This window comes from cyanobacterium endosymbiont of Epithemia clementina EcSB, assembly GCF_029919255.1.
In the GTDB taxonomy this organism is placed as follows: domain Bacteria; phylum Cyanobacteriota; class Cyanobacteriia; order Cyanobacteriales; family Microcystaceae; genus Rippkaea.
This window is the reverse complement of the sequence record NZ_CP123991.1, coordinates 269,827-286,802: the sequence shown is the minus strand read 5'-3', so window position 1 is coordinate 286,802 and position 16,976 is coordinate 269,827. Positions and strand designations below refer to the sequence as shown.

General features: G+C 35.6%; 13 protein-coding genes. 6 read left to right on the top strand and 7 right to left on the bottom strand.

Translation table 11 applies throughout. The features are described 5' to 3' along the window. The first annotated feature begins 350 nt into the window (after nucleotides 1–350). Together ggpS and glpD are read left to right on the top strand one after the other, a co-directional pair. On the top strand, nucleotides 351–1,826 hold the full coding sequence (ggpS, locus tag P3F56_RS00945; protein ID WP_281152907.1) for a glucosylglycerol-phosphate synthase: 1,476 nt from the start codon (nucleotides 351–353) through the stop codon (nucleotides 1,824–1,826). Between the two features lie 211 nt (nucleotides 1,827–2,037). Beyond that, nucleotides 2,038–3,711 (top strand): glycerol-3-phosphate dehydrogenase, encoded by a 1,674-nt coding sequence (gene glpD, locus P3F56_RS00940; protein ID WP_281152906.1) that lies wholly within the window; start codon nucleotides 2,038–2,040, stop codon nucleotides 3,709–3,711. 101 nt (nucleotides 3,712–3,812) lie between these two features. Here the strand turns inward: glpD and P3F56_RS00935 are convergent, their stop codons facing one another. Then, nucleotides 3,813–4,034 (bottom strand): hypothetical protein, encoded by a 222-nt coding sequence (locus P3F56_RS00935; protein ID WP_281152905.1) that lies wholly within the window; start codon nucleotides 4,032–4,034, stop codon nucleotides 3,813–3,815. 536 nt (nucleotides 4,035–4,570) lie between these two features. Between P3F56_RS00935 and argB the strand changes: the two genes are divergently transcribed. From argB to P3F56_RS00920, 3 genes are all read left to right on the top strand, one after another. Beyond that, on the top strand, nucleotides 4,571–5,467 hold the full coding sequence (gene argB, locus P3F56_RS00930; RefSeq protein ID WP_281152904.1) for an acetylglutamate kinase: 897 nt from the start codon (nucleotides 4,571–4,573) through the stop codon (nucleotides 5,465–5,467). Nucleotides 5,468–5,693: 226 nt separating this feature from the next. After that, on the top strand, nucleotides 5,694–5,912 hold the full coding sequence (locus P3F56_RS00925; protein ID WP_281152903.1) for a DUF4327 family protein: 219 nt from the start codon (nucleotides 5,694–5,696) through the stop codon (nucleotides 5,910–5,912). 42 nt (nucleotides 5,913–5,954) lie between these two features. Next, entirely contained in the window at nucleotides 5,955–7,880 is a 1,926-nt protein-coding gene (locus P3F56_RS00920; RefSeq protein WP_281152902.1) for an ABC-F family ATP-binding cassette domain-containing protein, read from the top strand. A gap of 253 nt (nucleotides 7,881–8,133) precedes the next feature. On the opposite strand, the gene P3F56_RS00915 is transcribed toward P3F56_RS00920, so the two are convergent. The 3 genes from P3F56_RS00915 to P3F56_RS00905 all read right to left on the bottom strand — a co-directional run bounded on the left by P3F56_RS00915 (nucleotide 8,134) and on the right by P3F56_RS00905 (nucleotide 10,394). Next, the gene (locus tag P3F56_RS00915) at nucleotides 8,134–8,946 is read right to left on the bottom strand and encodes a tetratricopeptide repeat protein (protein WP_281152901.1); all 813 of its coding nucleotides are present in this window, start codon (nucleotides 8,944–8,946) and stop codon (nucleotides 8,134–8,136) included. A 148-nt stretch (nucleotides 8,947–9,094) separates the two neighbouring features. Next, on the bottom strand, nucleotides 9,095–9,556 hold the full coding sequence (locus tag P3F56_RS00910; protein ID WP_281152900.1) for a CBS domain-containing protein: 462 nt from the start codon (nucleotides 9,554–9,556) through the stop codon (nucleotides 9,095–9,097). Nucleotides 9,557–9,854: 298 nt separating this feature from the next. Beyond that, entirely contained in the window at nucleotides 9,855–10,394 is a 540-nt protein-coding gene (locus P3F56_RS00905) for a DUF2062 domain-containing protein (protein WP_281152899.1), read from the bottom strand. 452 nt (nucleotides 10,395–10,846) lie between these two features. Between P3F56_RS00905 and crtR the strand changes: the two genes are divergently transcribed. Next, nucleotides 10,847–11,722 carry a beta-carotene hydroxylase gene (gene crtR / locus P3F56_RS00900; RefSeq protein WP_281152898.1) on the top strand — a complete coding sequence of 292 codons (876 nt, stop codon included), beginning with the start codon at nucleotides 10,847–10,849 and terminating at the stop codon, nucleotides 11,720–11,722. A 510-nt stretch (nucleotides 11,723–12,232) separates the two neighbouring features. Here crtR and P3F56_RS00895 read toward each other — a convergent pair. The 3 genes from P3F56_RS00895 to P3F56_RS00885 form a co-directional block, all read right to left on the bottom strand. Next, the gene (locus P3F56_RS00895; protein WP_281152897.1) at nucleotides 12,233–13,054 is read right to left on the bottom strand and encodes a carbonic anhydrase; all 822 of its coding nucleotides are present in this window, start codon (nucleotides 13,052–13,054) and stop codon (nucleotides 12,233–12,235) included. 72 nt (nucleotides 13,055–13,126) lie between these two features. Beyond that, the gene (locus tag P3F56_RS00890; RefSeq protein ID WP_281152896.1) at nucleotides 13,127–14,155 is read right to left on the bottom strand and encodes a hypothetical protein; all 1,029 of its coding nucleotides are present in this window, start codon (nucleotides 14,153–14,155) and stop codon (nucleotides 13,127–13,129) included. Between the two features lie 115 nt (nucleotides 14,156–14,270). Then, nucleotides 14,271–14,660: a hypothetical protein gene (locus tag P3F56_RS00885; protein WP_281152895.1), complete on the bottom strand. Its 390-nt coding sequence runs from the start codon at nucleotides 14,658–14,660 to the stop codon at nucleotides 14,271–14,273. Between the last annotated feature and the right edge of the window lie 2,316 nt (nucleotides 14,661–16,976).

The window sequence follows — 16,976 nt, the reverse complement described above, 5'->3', positions numbered from 1 at the left end:
TCCCAATTCATACCTAAATATTTCATACTCAACACTGTGAATTTATGTTAAAATATTCAACATATAATCCATACAAAACAAATAAACAAGTGAATTAAGTCAATCAAAACTACACTCTTCGCTAGAACTTCATGGTGACGAAAGTAGACCTAAACGACGAGCTTTAACCTAAATGTATGTGAATATGCGAGCAATCAATAAACTACCAAAATACTCGCTCATATGAATCTAGACTCTAATTATAGGTTCTCTTAAACAAGAAGAACAAATAAAAAAGTTCACAGAGTATTTCGTTGAGAGTCTAGAAAGTTAACAGCTCGCGATAAATATTAACCAGCAAAGGATAGATCATGAAATCATCTCTCGTTATTCTATACCACCGCGAACCCTATGATGAAGTAGTGGAAAATGAAAAGATTCACTACCTACCAAAAAAAAGTCCTAATGGAATTGTCCCAACCTTAAAAAGCTTTTTCACTGATGTCCGTCAAGGAACTTGGATTGCATGGAAGCAGGTTAGTCTTGAAGAAAAAGCCACGTTCACCGAACAGGTTACTGTAGAAGAAGATGCAAATTACACCGTTCATCGTATTCCTCTAAACGCCGATCAAGTTAAACATTTTTACCACATTACTTCGAAAGAAGCCTTTTGGCCAATTCTCCATTCCTTCCCTTCTCATTTCACGAGTGAGTCATCAGATTGGGAGAACTTTACGGAAATTAACCGTCTCTTCGCAGATGCTGCTTGTAAAGAGGCAGCTGATGATGCCTTAGTTTGGGTTCATGACTATAACCTTTGGTTAGTTCCTCATTTTATTCGTCAGAAAATGCCGAATGTTCGCATCGCCTTTTTCCACCATACACCTTTTCCCGCGGTAGATATATTTAATATTTTACCTTGGCGCGAAGCTATTGTGGATAGTTTGCTATGCTGTGATGTGGTTGGATTTCATATTCCTCGGTATTCAGAAAACTTTGTGGGTGTAGCTCGCAGTTTGCGAGCAGTGGAAATTGTCGAGAGAGAAAAAGTGGCTGGACACATGACTTCTGTGGGGATTGCTCTAGCTGAACCTGAAAGAACTACAAAGCTCTCCCATAAAGGAAAAATCGTTAATATTGACGCTTTCCCAGTGGGGACTAATCCCAAAAATATTCTTGAAGTTCTGAATAAACCGGAAATTAAAATTAGACTTGAGCAAATTAAAGAAGAACTCCAAGGACGCAAACTATTGGTTGCTGCTGGTCGAGTAGACTATGTGAAAGGAAATAGTGAGAAATTAGAAGCCTTTGGTCGTTTATTGGAACGTCGTCCTGACTTACATGGTAAGATCAACCTCGTTATGACTTGTGTACAACCTGCCACTGGAATGCGAGTATATGAAATTGCTCAGAAGCAGATTGAGCAGCTGGTAGGAAACATCAATGGACAATATGCCCAATTCGATTGGACTCCCATTCGGCTGTTTACTCAACCTTTACCTTTAGAAGATCTATTCTGCTACTATCGCGCCGCCGATATTTGCTGGACAGCTCCTCTACGAGACGGCTTAAACTTAGTAGCCAAGGAATACATTGTCGCTCATGAAGGTAAAGATGGGGTGTTGATTCTCTCGGAGTTTGTTGGAGCTGCCATTGAACTTCCTCAAGCTATTTTGACCAATCCATATTCGATTGATCGCATGGATCAAGCAATAGATGAAGCTTTAGCCATGTCCCCTGAAGAACAAAAGGAACGGATGACTAAAATGTATGAAACTGTGACAACCTATGATGTTGACTATTGGGCAAATCGTCTCTTTAAGTTATTTCAGGACATAAAACACTAAACTGTCTTAGATAAATAACCTCTAGCGAGTTGAGGATCACCTATAAAAAGTAACCCGGTTTGATCTGGGAAAGTAACCCAGTTTGATCTGGGGATTCTTTTGCCCGTTTTGAGTTCTTTTCTCTTTCTTAAAGGACACAAAGAAAGTGTCGTTAGTCGCTAATCTAACTAAGAATTGCTCTTGAGGAATTTAGAAACAAGGAATGATGATCATGCGAAATTTTAATGAAATTCAACAAACGAACTACGACCTGATCGTCATTGGTGGCGGTGTAAATGGTGCCGGCGTAGCTCGAGATGCTGCTTTAAGAGGATTAAAAACGATTCTCGTTGAGAAAGGGGATTTTGCTTGTGGAACCTCTAGCTGGTCAACCCGTTTGATTCACGGAGGGTTACGCTACCTAGAATACTTTGAATTCCCACTAGTGAGAGAATCTCTAAAAGAACGAGAAATTCTCCTTCATACTGCTCCTCATCTAGTTAAACCTTTACTATTAACCATTCCTATCTACCGTGATCGCTCTCGTCCCTATTGGAAAATCTGGGCGGGAATGATACTTTATGATATTTTTAGTGCGGACAAAACACTGCCTCCTCATCGGATGTTACCTCCTGCCCAATTTAAACAACTTTTTCCTTCCATCGATTCAGATGGGTTAGCTGGAGGAGCACAATATTATGACGGTCAAGTAACTTATGCAGAAAGATTATGTTTAGAAAACATAATCTCGGCAAAAGAAGCCGGAGCAACAGTTCTTAGTTACGTTAAAGTGATTCACTTAAACCGTCAAGGCAATAGAATTACATCCCTCACCTGTAAAGACTATTGGACAGACCAAGAATTTATTGTTAATGGCCATGACAAGTCGATAGTGATTAACACAGCAGGTCCTTGGGTTGATTATGTTTGTCAGTCGGGTATGAAAGATGGCAAAGAGGCTCCCATCGGTAAAACAAAGAAAATTGGTGGAACAAAAGGTAGTCACATTGTAGTTAACCCCTTTGTCGGAGCGCCCAATACCAGTCTTTATGTAGAAGCCAAGTCTGATGGTCGTCCCTTCTTTATTGTACCTTGGGACGGAATGTATTTGATTGGAACTACCGATCAACCATTTAAAGGGAATCTCGATCAACTTAAGGCCGATGATGATGAAATTGATTATTTATTAAGGGAAACTAACAACATTATTCCCAACGCTCGACTTTCGCGTAAAGACGTAAAGTTTACTTATTCAGGAGTACGTCCTCTCCCTAATGCTGAAGGGAAAAAACCAGGGAGTATTACCCGTAAACACATCTTCTTTAATCATTCTAAAGAAGGAGTAACTAATTTAATTTCTTTAATTGGAGGGAAGTTGACCACTTATCGCCAAGTAGGCGAAGAAATGGTTGATCTGGTCTTTAAGCAACAAGGGAAATTTGTTCCCCCTTGTCCGACAGGAGATAAACCTCTTCCAGGCTCGATTCTACCCGGTGATCCCCGTGTACAACGAGTTTTAACTGAATATCGTGATCGCGTTTCTAACCAAACCATGGATCATTTATTCTCAATGTACGGATCAAAAACCCTAGATATTTTGGCATTAATAGACTCAGAACCGGATTTAGCCACAGTTATTTTTCCTGAACTTCCCGATATTAAAGCCCAAATTGTTTATGCAGTTCGTTATGAACTAGCTTACACTTTAGTAGACATTATGCGTCGTCGTACCACTCTTTCTATGCACTCTGATTATGGAATCGATTTACTGCCAAGTCTTACGGAGACTCTGAGTCGATATTGTGGTTGGGATGAAAATAAATGTCGTCAAGAAAAAGAGAGATACATTGACTACATTAACAACAATTGTCTTCCTGATTTTGACTCTTTAAAAACATCTCTGTAGTCAACACTGATATTTTGGGGAAGGGAGAGGCTTCTCAAAAACCAACTATAAAATCTAGACTGGATTGGTGAAGTTCTCCCCCCACCAGCTGTTATCATGAATTAAACAATGACCTGATCAATAGCCTGACCTAAGACAGAATCTGACTTGGAAAAGGCGGAGTCAGCCCACACTTCCCGAGAGGTCGGCAAGGAAGAGCTCTCAAACATTACATACCCAAAGGGCTGATTAGTCTGTGTCGGATTCACTGAAGATCGACCTACTTGAACGGAAAAGTATAACAAACACGTTACTGTGCTAGCTAATAGCAAACGCTCTAACATCTCACACCACCTAAAATTAATCGAAAAGACACTTGAAATTAATCGAAAAGACACTTGGTTTTACGTTCTTGTCCTTAATTGTCTAAAAAAGAATATCCTAGAATACCAGTTGAACGCATCACGAGATAATAGACCAAGATGTTCTTATTATAAAGGCTAATATTAAAAATATCGTTTGAAACTATAGATTTTTGTGACAATTTACGTTGTGTCCCGTATTTTTGCAAAAGTGATATAGCAGTAAAACTTTTGAAGTCTAAAATGACACAGTTTAGACTCAAAATTAATTTCTTACCCTCGATGTTCTTGTTTAGGAAAACACTTAAGTAGTGACGAATAAAATAGATAATAATGTTCCCTAAAAAAAAATTTTTTACAGAATGGCCAGGTAAAGTCCTTCCCTGAAATCTCCAACACTGAACATCAACCTTATTATCAAGTGAAGAAGTTTACAATTCACTCTTAAAACACTTGGGGTTAGCTGTTTTTTCCCTTAAACTGTTAATCTGGCTACGTTAACAAATGAGTAATCGATTATGAGTATCGAAAATGAGTATATTGGGGAAGTAGAAGCTACCCGCGTCCGAGTACTTAGTGAAGCTCTTCCCTATATCCAACAATTTACTGGACGGACTGTCGTTGTCAAGTACGGTGGTGCTGCTATGAAAGACAGTTACCTTAAAGATAAAATTATCCGCGATATTGTCTTTTTAGCTTGTGTTGGCGTTCATCCTGTCGTTGTCCATGGTGGCGGTCCCGAAATTAATACTTGGCTGGGAAAACTAGGCATTGAACCCCAATTTAAAGACGGGTTGCGAGTGACAGATGCAGCTACCATGGATGTGGTAGAAATGGTATTAGTTGGCCGAGTCAATAAAGAATTAGTTGTCCTAATTAACCAAGCTGGTGGTCAAGCAGTTGGACTGTGTGGCAAAGATGGTAACTTAATTAAGGCTCGTCACGTTGGCACAGAAGGTATTGGATTTGTTGGTGAAGTAAATCAAGTCGATACGAGAATTGTTAATGCTTTGATCAATAGTGGTTACATTCCAGTGATCTCAAGTGTGGCCGCTGATCAAAAAGGACAAGTACATAATATCAATGCCGATACAGTAGCTGGAGAAATAGCCGCATCTTTAGGAGCAGAAAAATTAATTTTAATCACCGATACTCGAGGAATTCTTCAAGATTATAAGGATTCCTCGACTTTATTGACTAAATTGGATATTCAACAGGTTAGGGAATTAATTAGTCAAGGTGTTGTAACAGGCGGGATGATTCCTAAGGTCAATTGTTGTGTGCGATCGCTTGCCCAAGGAGTAAAGGCTGCTCATATTATTGACGGGCGATTTCCTCACGCCCTATTATTAGAGATATTCACCGATAAGGGTATTGGCTCGATGTTGATTGCATCGAACTCTCAAATTAGGTAAGTTTTGAGCTAATAGGTCTTTATGGTGGTAGTAATTCCCGTACATTAGCCTGAAGGCCCTTGCAAAAACTAAACAGATAAGCTAAAACTAAAAATATAAGGACTGCTTCTCTATCAATCTGTCTGTTTATCTAATTCTATACAGCAACACTAATTTATAACCACATACAAGAAGCATAATCCGACAAGTATTTGTGAAATTTAGTAAATGCAAGTTAATTGAGTCTATGACGCAACAAATGGCCCATCCCATGGTGAAGTTTCAGCGTAAAGTCGCTTCACTCGTAGAGTCTAAAGTGCTTAAGCCGGAAGATAGTCTATGGAAACTAGCTCTCCTTTATGGCGATCAATGGGGTTATTGGAAAGGAGAACTTTTAGAGTTTGAATTTACTATGAAAGACCCTGTAAGCGAAGTCCTGAACGTAGAGGCGTGGGATGAAGAATAATCATAAGCGGGGATATCTTCCCATCTCTAAAACACTATTTCCATGACCATTTTTACCCTGCAATCACTTAGAAAAAACTTTGGTATCAAAGAAATACTTAAGGATATCAGCTTTAGCCTCAATGAAGGGGATAAAGTTGGGTTAATCGGGACAAATGGCTCTGGTAAGTCCACTTTGCTTAAAATCATTGCTCAGCTAGAACCAGCTGATGGAGGAGATATATGGATTAATGCTGGAGCCAAAATTGTCTATTTGCCCCAACAACCTAACCTAGATGAAAACCTCACAGTCTTAGAGCAAATCTTTACTGACTGTAGAGAGCAAATGGAGTTAGTTCAGGAGTATGAACAACTTTCACATCAACTAGCACACCAACCAGAAGAAATAGAAACCTTAATGGCCCAGTTATCGAGTGTCAGTCAACGCATTGATGCACTGAAAGCTTGGGAAGTAGAAACCAATGCCAAAATTATTTTAAGTCAACTGGGAATTGAAGATCTTGGGGGCAGGATTGCTAATTTATCAGGGGGTTATCGCAAGCGTATCACACTAGCATCGGCCTTGTTATCTAACCCTGATGTTTTACTCATGGACGAACCGACTAATCATCTTGATGCCCTGTCGGTAGAATGGTTGCAGAGTTATTTAAATCACTATCAAGGAGCTTTATTGCTTATTACCCATGATCGTTACTTTCTTGATAAGGTGACCAATCGTATCTTAGAAATCGATCAGGGAGATCTTTATGGCTATTCTGGTAATTATAGCTATTATCTGCAAAAAAAAGTTGAGGCCGAAGTATCCCAATTAAGTAGTCAACGCAAACAAGCAGGAATTTTACAAAGGGAATTGGAATGGCTTAAGCGGGGACCAAAAGCTAGAAGTACTAAACAAAAAGCTAGAATTGACCGCATTAGAGAGATGCAGGAGAAAGAATATAAACAATCTCAAAATAAGGTAGATATTTCCACAATTAATCGTCGAATTGGCAATAAAATTATTGAATTAAAAGAGATTAGTAAGTCCTACGGTGAGCGCACTTTAATTAAAGATTTTACTTACATTTTTAGTCCAGGGGATCGAGTAGGAATTATTGGACCAAATGGAGCGGGAAAGTCTACTTTGATGAATATTATTATGGGTCAAGTTACCCCTGACTTAGGTACAGTAGATATTGGGTCAACCGTTCATCTTGGTTATTTTGATCAACACTCCGAAGATTTGATTGTTAACAACAACCAACGAGTGATTGATTATCTCAAAAGTGTAGCTGAACTAGTTCAAACCGCCGACGGAAATATAATTACTGTTTCTCAAATGTTAGAAAGATTTTTATTTCCACCGGATCAACAATATGCACCCATTCATAAACTTTCTGGAGGAGAGAGACGGCGATTATTTTTGCTACGAGTTTTGATGAGTTCGCCCAATGTGTTAATTTTAGACGAACCTACAAATGATCTTGATGTACAAACATTGGCAGTTTTAGAAGAATATTTAGAAAAATTTAATGGTTGTGTGATTGTAGTGTCTCATGATCGTTATTTTCTTGACCGTACTATTGAGACTATTTTTTCTCTAGAACCTGGTGGAAATATTCGTCAATATCCGGGGAATTATTCTGTTTATCTAGATTATAAAAAAGATCAAGAAGAACAAGGTAAAAAAGAACATAAAGAAAATAAAAAACAAGAAGCTAAAACTAGGAAAAGAGAAGTTTTCTTGGAAAAATCAAAGTCTAGTCAATCTCATAAGCTGTCTTTTAGTGAGAAACACGAATATAAAAAACTTGAAGAAAGAATTCCAGAATTAGAAGCTAAAAAAGAAAACCTTGAACAAATACTATATAACGATCCTCCTAGTGATTTTACTGAAATGCAAGAGTTAACAGAGGAATTAGCTCAGTTGGTTGAATCTATTGAGACAGCTACTGGAAGATGGCTAGAATTAGCAGAGCGAGACAGCTGAATCTTAGCATAGCTGACTGTCTAGTCTAACTTATGGGCGCGTATCCCCTACTAGCTAGAGCATCCTCTCGTTAATTTCTTAGTCTGTTTCCAGGCGTCAACTAGACTCGTTTTATTTTAGCTTTGTCGTTAAAACCTAAGAGTATTTTCATCCCAACGCCAGAATATTATGGCGGTTACTTCCTCATAGTCCAAGGTATCCCGCTAGTTTATGGCGTTGGGCTTCTGGCGCAGAAGCTGAAGAAGTATTAGACTTAGGGAATTGTAATGTAAGGAAAGGATTTAGGGGTTAGTTTATTTGCTTGAGGTTTTTCCATCTCAAGTATTTTTCGTTGTATAGTGGCCAATTGTCGTTCCAATTGATTCATACGACTGTGGAGCTCACTGACATCAGCTTGATAACGCTGATCATTATGTTTGTGTAGGGTGAAAATTTCTGCTTTGAAGACTGCTTGTTCTTTTTGCAACTCATTAATATCTCGGAAAACAACTCTTTCTAACTGTTGAAGCTTTGATTTTTTTTTCCACAAAGTAGGAAATGTATCACTTAACCAGAAAAAACTACTAACTCCTAGTCCTAATCCTCCTAATCCAACAATAATCCCAATTAATATCTGTTTACGCCATTTTAAAGCCTTAGAAAACTGTTCTAATAAATTTAACGCTTCTTCACAATCTGGTTTAATGACAAGACATTGACGAATTCTAAAACGAATATTATTTTCGTCTTCATGATAATGTTTTTCTTGCCAGCGCCCCATATAGGAACCAGCAAGACTAATTAACATCTCTAAATTAGAGGGGTTAAAAGCTACTGCTTCTTGAAGTTCTAATATGGCATCATCCCAATGCTTTAGGCGCATATAACCTTGAGCGCGAACATAGTGGTCGTGGGATTGTTTTTGGGCGGCTTCAATTTCATCAGGCTCAATACCCAATTCCGCCGCAATTTTTTCCACTTCTCCCATCGTGGGAATGCGCTGACTCGATTGACTTAATTCAGTAACTCGTTGAATGTAGTTTTCAATAACACTACTGGAAACATTTTTAGAAAAAGTAGTCTTCATTTGAAGTTTCTCTCTTAGAGTTTTAGTTTAATCGAGTCACCCGATACCAGGTCGGAAGTTAAACTTGTGGGCAATAGTTTTCAATGTCGACTGAGTACATTTCATGCAAATGTGAAATACTTATTTTGAACTGGATTCATTTATTAAGCTAATCTTGAACCATTGAACGAATAATATCTCCTTGAGTTAACAGACCAATTACCTTATCTCCTTGGTTATCAACTACTGGTAAACGGCTAATTTTTTTTGTGTGCATAATGTGGGCAGCTTCACGCAAAGATTGAGAGGATTGAACTGAGATAGGTTTACTACTCATTACTTCTCCTACTGTTTGCCCCAATACTTTGTGAATCTCTTTTTCATAGCGAGCGGGATTTTGCAAATAAATAATACTGTCTAAAATCATGATATAAGGAGATGCTTCAATGCCCGATTCTCGCCACATTAAATCGGTTTCAGAGATGACTCCAACGAGTTTACCCAAATCATTAACGACAGGTAGTCCACTGATATGTTTTTCGGCTAATAATTTTATCGCTTCTTGTAACGGTGTTTGTGGGGTCACCGTTATAGGATTGGGGGTCATTACATCTGCAACAGTTTTTGTCATGCCTTCATCTGGGAGATTATTGGTTAGTTGACCGTCAACTTTACCTTATTGTAGGCAATTTCTGACTCAATCTTCAGACGAAGTTATCAGATCGTTACTTTTTGTTAGAAATATTTTCCTAGCTAAATAGAATTAGCTTTATTTTATTTCTATCCGAGAAAATAAAAATAATATATACATTGAAATTGGTTTAGAAATCCCTGGTAATTTCAATTAAAACATGTAATTTTAAGTCTACCTAATCTATAATTATCTGTCTTAGATTTAGTGATTGTAATTTCTGATTGGCAAATCGACGTTATTTTTGCCTAAAAAATACCTTTAAACTTAAAAAATAACTAATGAAAGAACAAAATGCACCAACAATAAAACATCCTAAAAATAGTGTCAATGTAAAATCAAACCCTGATTCTATTAACGTTGACCAAGATTGCCAACTTTGCCGAAAATCTATTTGTAAAACTGTATTTTGGAACCTTAATAATAACAATTTACCTACCTTATAATTAAAAGCAAAAATAGGAACATAAGTTAAAGGATTACTAATCCAAGTTCCGATAGCTGCAGCAAATTTATTACCCCGAAAAATAACTGCCAGCAAAACCCCCATAATAGTTTGAAGTCCAAACAAAGGAAAACACCCAACAAACACTCCACAAGCTAATCCCCGCGCTATGGAATGTGGAGTTCCCCGTAATCGACGCAACCGCAAATATAAGTAACGGCAATACTTTCCCAAACGACAAGATAATAAATTAAAGTCTGTAAAGTTCGGAGGCATGTCTTCTTTTATCACCATCGACTCAGGGGAATAACTAGAACGAATATTTAAAGGCATTGTCAATCAACAATTAAATTACTATTTTTACTATGCTATCAGTCTTTTTTTAAAATTATAACAACCTTACAAGAGACAAACTCAATTTTTGAAATTAATTAAATTGCTGTTTATTTAAACAACTTTAGAAAATTACCTTTATTGGTTAATATTAAATTCTCTTGAATAAAGCGTCGATACAAGAACAATTTTCTGTCGGAACCTACTTAAAACCCAATCTATTCCAGAGGTGAAAGTTAAACTGTATAGAATATTTTTCCCATCGATAGCGAAAAAATCTGAGCAAAACATGATGAAATGGTATTCCCTCTAAAGATTATGCTTTATGATCAATGATTGTTCGTCCTTTATTCTATAAAGATGTCATGATATCACGAATCTTTATTAAAATGAGGTGGTCTTATGGACTATCTAAGGATGGATATTACATTGACAAAGGAGTAAGCAACAAAATGCAGTCAGCTCAGACCCCGCTGACAATCCCCAAAGAATATCTCAGAACACCAGGTGGGTTTAACCCTAATGTCTTAATGTTTTTTAGCGCACTCTTACTGATTAGTCTTTCAACCTGCGGTTATTGGTTATGGGGATGGTCTAATTGGATTTGTTTTTTTTCTAATGTTCTCGCCCTTCATTTATCAGGAACAGTTATTCACGACGCCTCCCATAATGCTGCCCATAATAATCGGATTTTCAATGCCATTTTGGGCCACGGTAGTGCGCTAATGCTAGGGTTTGCCTTTCCCGTGTTCACACGGGTACATCTACAACATCATGCTCATGTTAATGATCCTAACAATGATCCTGATCATTTTGTCTCTACCGGAGGACCTCTATGGATGATTGCTGCTCGTTTTTTCTATCACGAAGTTTTTTTCTTCAAACGTCGTCTGTGGCGCAAGTATGAGTTATTAGAATGGTTTTTGAGCCGACTATTTCTATTTACGGGAGTTTTTTTGGGTATTCATTTCGGATTTATCGATTATTTAATGCATTTTTGGTTTGTTCCTGCTTTGGTGGTGGGAGTTGCTTTGGGGTTATTTTTTGACTATCTTCCCCATCGTCCTTTTAAAGAACGTGATCGCTGGAAAAATGCGAGAGTTTACCCTAGTTCTATTTTAAATCTGATAATTTTTGGACAGAATTATCATCTAGTTCATCACTTATGGCCATCTATTCCCTGGTACAAGTATGAGTCAGCCTATAATGCTACCAAACTTCTTTTAGACGCCAAGGGCTGTGATCAATCTTTAGGTCTGTTGGAAGGAAAAAATTTCTGGAGTTTTCTATATGATGTCTTTTTAGGAATTCGCCTCCATCATAAATGAGTTGCCGTATTGTTATGATAAACTTACTAAGTAATTCAAACTACTTGTAGACGCATAGCAAAGCAGATTATAAGAAGCAATAACTTGGAGACAGTTAATAAAAAACTAGAGCACTATTATGGGGAACCGCGGTCTAATTTTCTAGTTTCTTTTCTAGAACTGATGAAGCATGTGGAGGCTGACCACCATCTTATTTAAGACAGTTTCTCACTAATTTATAAGCTAGTTTTGTTGAATTTTTCAGTAATCGAAGACAAGATCGATGAAGCGTATTATTCTCAAGTGTTGACCATAATGTCTTCGAGCTAAACTCCCTGGGTTGTCCATCGATAGAAAACTTCAGCTCAACGTTTAATAATAGGAAGTCAAGAAAAAATGGTTGTATCTTAGCTATATTTTTTCCTAATGCCATTCTTACTATGTTTAGTTTCACTCATGATTTAGGTCCAAAACTTACCGGTCTTAGTCATAATTCGTCTGGGTACTTTAGAGAGTTTGTTCAACCGGTTTCTAGATAGAATTTAAAATAAAACGACGATTAATCGGTTGAACTGGGCGAGCATTTAAGGGAAAAATTTGTTTAAATTGTTGAATTTGCCTTAAAGAAACTTCCAACGGTTCTCGAAACACTATCCAATAGACAATCTCAGAACAAGGAGGAGTAGTCAGGGAACCAAAATATCGGTAGCTATCAAAGTTAGTAGGTAACAGTCTATTTAGAGAAATATAACAATCAGAAATTAATTTTTCGGCACTTTTTCTAGATGGCATACTATCCCAAATCAACTGAAGAGTTTGATGTTCTTGGCCTTGTTTAAGAGAAACTCCTAAAACAGCAAGGGAACCCTGTTGATTTCGATGAACTAAATGAATTTCCATCGGGTAGTTTTTTCCATTCACAGTATGTTCACTAGGATGATGGAAATGAAATTGTAAAAGCTCAAATTTTTGGTCATCAACGATAATAAAATTCCCTGGTACACTATTAACCTGAATGGTATGACCATTATTGATAATGCGCAGGGGAATTTCTTTGTAGAAAATTTCTACATCTCTAAGCTGAGATTCAATAGGAGATTGTAAGTCAATAGGTGATTGTTGTTTTCCAATGTTACAAACACGGTATTCTTCAGAAATTTCTCCCCATCGTTCAGGATGTCGGTAATCCCATTCACTATGATTTTCTTTACCAATAGCTGCTAATAGCGAAGGAAAACTTAAGCTAAAGGTTGTCCCTGCTAATCCCACAGGAATTGATTTGAGAAAAGAGCGTCGATCCATAATTTCAGTTGGCTTATCGGAATTATTGGGTCCAATTATAGCGTCAATCACCTGATTCGTTAACTCTCAAAACAGTTTACAACCAAAGATAAATAATTTTAACGTTGGAGTTGACAACTACTTCTAATGTCGTTTAGATAAAAAAGAAGGTAAGTCAATCTTAGCTTTATCATGAGGTTTGTTACAATCAATATCGAAACTAAAAGTAACAGGAGGCTGTAGTGCTAATTCTTTAGGTGTTGAAGTAATCATTTTGTGAGAATGACTATCATGGTTAGCAACAGTTTTGGGAGCAACATTAGCTAATGTTGATTGCGGGCCTTCTTGACTGAGTATTTCCTGTGTGTCAGTCTTTATTTGTTTCACCACTTCAGGTATTTCTGGCGCTGCTGAAACTGACCCTGATGCTTTTTGTGCTGTGAGTTGTTCTGACCAGGTTTTAATGGAAGTTATTCTAGGAGTAAAAGTTTTAGCTGAACTAAGAGAATCTATTGAAAGCTGAGCCTGCTTTTTAGTAGACTTACTTAAGCATTCATCTAAAGCTGCCTTATATTGCAGGGCATATCGTTGTTGTCGTTGCAACCTAATTTGTAATTCTTCGACCTGTTTTTGACTATGATCTAGTCTATCGGCTTTTTCTCGATAACGTTGCTTAAGCAGGGTACATTGACGTTCTACATGAGCTAATTGGGATTGAGTCGTTACCAACTTTTCTTGAAGGGTACTTAACTCTTGTTGTTGTTGTTGAAACTGCTTTTGAGCAGTTTGAAATTGTGCTTTTATAGCATCAACTTGGGCAGTTTTCTGGGTAATAAGGAAATCGTTGCGACGCGCTTGTTGTCCTTGTTCTTGTAACTGTTGTTGAGATTCAGCTAGAGATTGTTCTAATTTTACGATACTCTCAAGTAGTTCCCGATTTTGTTCTCTTAGTTTTCGGGCTAGGTTAAACCAATCTCGACTGGTGGCTGGGTCGTTCTCAGGCGTAACTGAGATTTCTATAGATGTAGGGAGAGATGGTTCATTAACTTCGATTGTAGCTTTATTTTGGCAAATTTGTGGATTAAAAAGATCAGTCTGATTCAGGTAGTCAGAACTATGTTTTGGCTCTAAATTACTGTCTAAGGGCATCTGAGGAGGATTAAAGTTATTCATAAAAGAATGGCAATATGGCCTAGCTCCGAATATATAGATAGATAGATGGTCTAGAGCCAGATTTGGTTTCCTTAATCCACTTGGTTAATCCGTGGCTCGTAGAATTTCCAGAAAATTAATGGTTTATCTTAAGTGTATTAGGTGTTGAACTTTCAGAACTCGAATGATTATGGTTTTCGTAATTATTGTGATTGTGAGGTTTGTACTTAATTTCTACAGATCCTAGTTGTGACCGTTCTAAATTTAAGAGAGACATAGTTTCGACTCCAAAAGCCGCTATTCCCATGGAAACCGCTCCTGTGGCAACAGTTCCCATAGCCACTGCCCCAAATGAAATTACTCCCATCGGAACAATCCCAATAGCAATAATACCCATGGGCGCAATGCCAATCGAGATATAGCCTGTCGGGGTAATACCAATAGAGATAAGGGCAGTTTTTTGTTGATTACAAAAGCCTGTGGGTTGAACAGAAACGAGCTTTTTTTTTTCGACTGTTGAATCCATAGGTAACGTTAGATGATTAAGTATATTAGCGAAGTTTATCTTACAAATGATCTCCAATATTCGTCAAAAGACAATCTGTCAAACTTAAATATATAATCTAGGTAATTAGCTTATATATCTAAGTTTAGACTTTATTAAGTCTATCTAAAAACATAGCAATTAATTTGGTATCTAATTGTTTTCTAACACAAGCTGATCTACTATTTTTAGTGTTCAACATTAATTTTTATTTAACTTATTCAGTTAACTAGATATTATTATATGCTTGTCTTTTAAAAAAGAGTAAAGGTAGTCAATAGATCATCTATTTTAGATGTAAAGTATCAAATCTTATTGAACTAAAAAATGCAACTATTAGAAATATTTATGCAATAAATACAATTACAATTAAATTATCTTGAAGTATTATCTTAAAGTTTTTTAAAAAAATATTTCTACCTTACTAAAATATAATAGTCTATTCATAGAATGACTGCATAGCATAGTTTTGATATAAATTTCATGACTTAAAAAGTTTAACTTTAAAATAATTAAATTCATGAGATAATAAAAAATATTTAAAATACAAAAATCGAAATCATTAACTATTTATTTATAAGGCTCAGTCTAAAAAAGACTAAAAGGGTTCACCCTGAACATATAGGAAATAAGGTTTAAAGAAAAAAAGTAACTAACTAACTAAATTAATTAAATATTTATTTGACTAATTAAAACTGATAAATAGAAATATAAAAAATTAAGTTATATAAATATATAAATAATAATTATAGCCGTAGAAACTAATCTAACTAGAAGAGAAAATTAATCAAATATCTTATACAGAAGATATTTCATGACTTTAAGACTAAAAATATTGTAGAAAGTTTATATCACCCTCATATTCAAAAGTACTTTTATTTTGACAAATATTTAAATGGAACGAGTTATCGATATGGTAAAATCTTTTATTAAAATATTTTAAATAATCAATATCTATCTTTTCTTGTATTTTTTAATAAAAAAAATTTTAACTGTCTTGGTAGTGACTCAGTTATTGACTTACATTGGACAAGTGACTATCAATGTCTTTTCTTATATAAATTCAATAATAATGAAAATAAAAAGGATAATATAAGCAATTGAATACCAACTAAAATACAACATCATTTCTTTGTAAGGTTAAAAAAAAAGAAGATGGCATCATAAAACTAGATGTAGTTTACTAAACTTATGTAGTGTTACATTACACTCAATGTTTAACAAAATACTTACTTGATATAAAATTAGAACTGATAAATTTAATAATAATAAAAATGATAGATATTTATATTTAAAAAACGACAATATAACTGTATTATTGAGATTGGGTTCACATACTTTTTTATTTTCAAAATACAACTCTAAGACTTAAGTTAAAAGGAGATTAGATAAAAAAAATGATAAATTTACATAGTATTACTACACTAGTACACTACAAAATATTTTTGTAGTTGCCTGAGAATATAAATTAGGAACCTGTTGCAAACAAAAAGAGAGTTTAGAGCAAGAGAAATAACTTTAGATACCGAATGATTGCAAAAATTTTTAATAAGATAACTATCATTAACTTTTCATGAAAAGTATTTAATTTAAATATTAAACTTATAAATAAACTAAATACATAGAAAGACAATATTAAAAATCGACACAACTTAAAAAATTACTTAACTCCTAGTTAATTCCTGATTCTTTAAAAAAGATTTAAAAGAATAGAATCTATCTTGAATTCTATTTTAGATAAAATTAATTTTTTAAAGAAAATTGCATATTATACATATAATAATTTACTCGAAAAAAAGTAGTAGTAAAATCCAATCACTACCAACTTGTAGTAAATTAAGTATATTTAATATTCTTTTTACTTGAGTAAATTAATCAGCTTACTTCAGTGGTAATTATCATCTTTACTTAGTGAATTGTCGAACTTATAAAATCTTACTTCAATCTAAAGTTAATCCAGGTCTAGATACTCCAGACTCTTTGCTTGTTAATCTTTATATCGCCTATTTGTTAAGTTGATAGGACTGACTCATCCAATCATCATATCAGAAATAATCGGGTAAATATTTGTTGATATTGAGAATTTGAACGCTTAACATCGTCAAATAGAATAAGCACGGTAGAAGAATAAAAAGTATTTTTTAACCTAGTCTAACGACTCTAAATTACAAGCTTAAATATATAAATTTAAATTTTTCATCCAATTTTTCCACCCGTAGGACTGAAAATTACCCCTCTGATCTCATTTTACTCTAGTTAGGCAAGTTGTTCAATTGCTATTAGTTGATCAAATTGCTT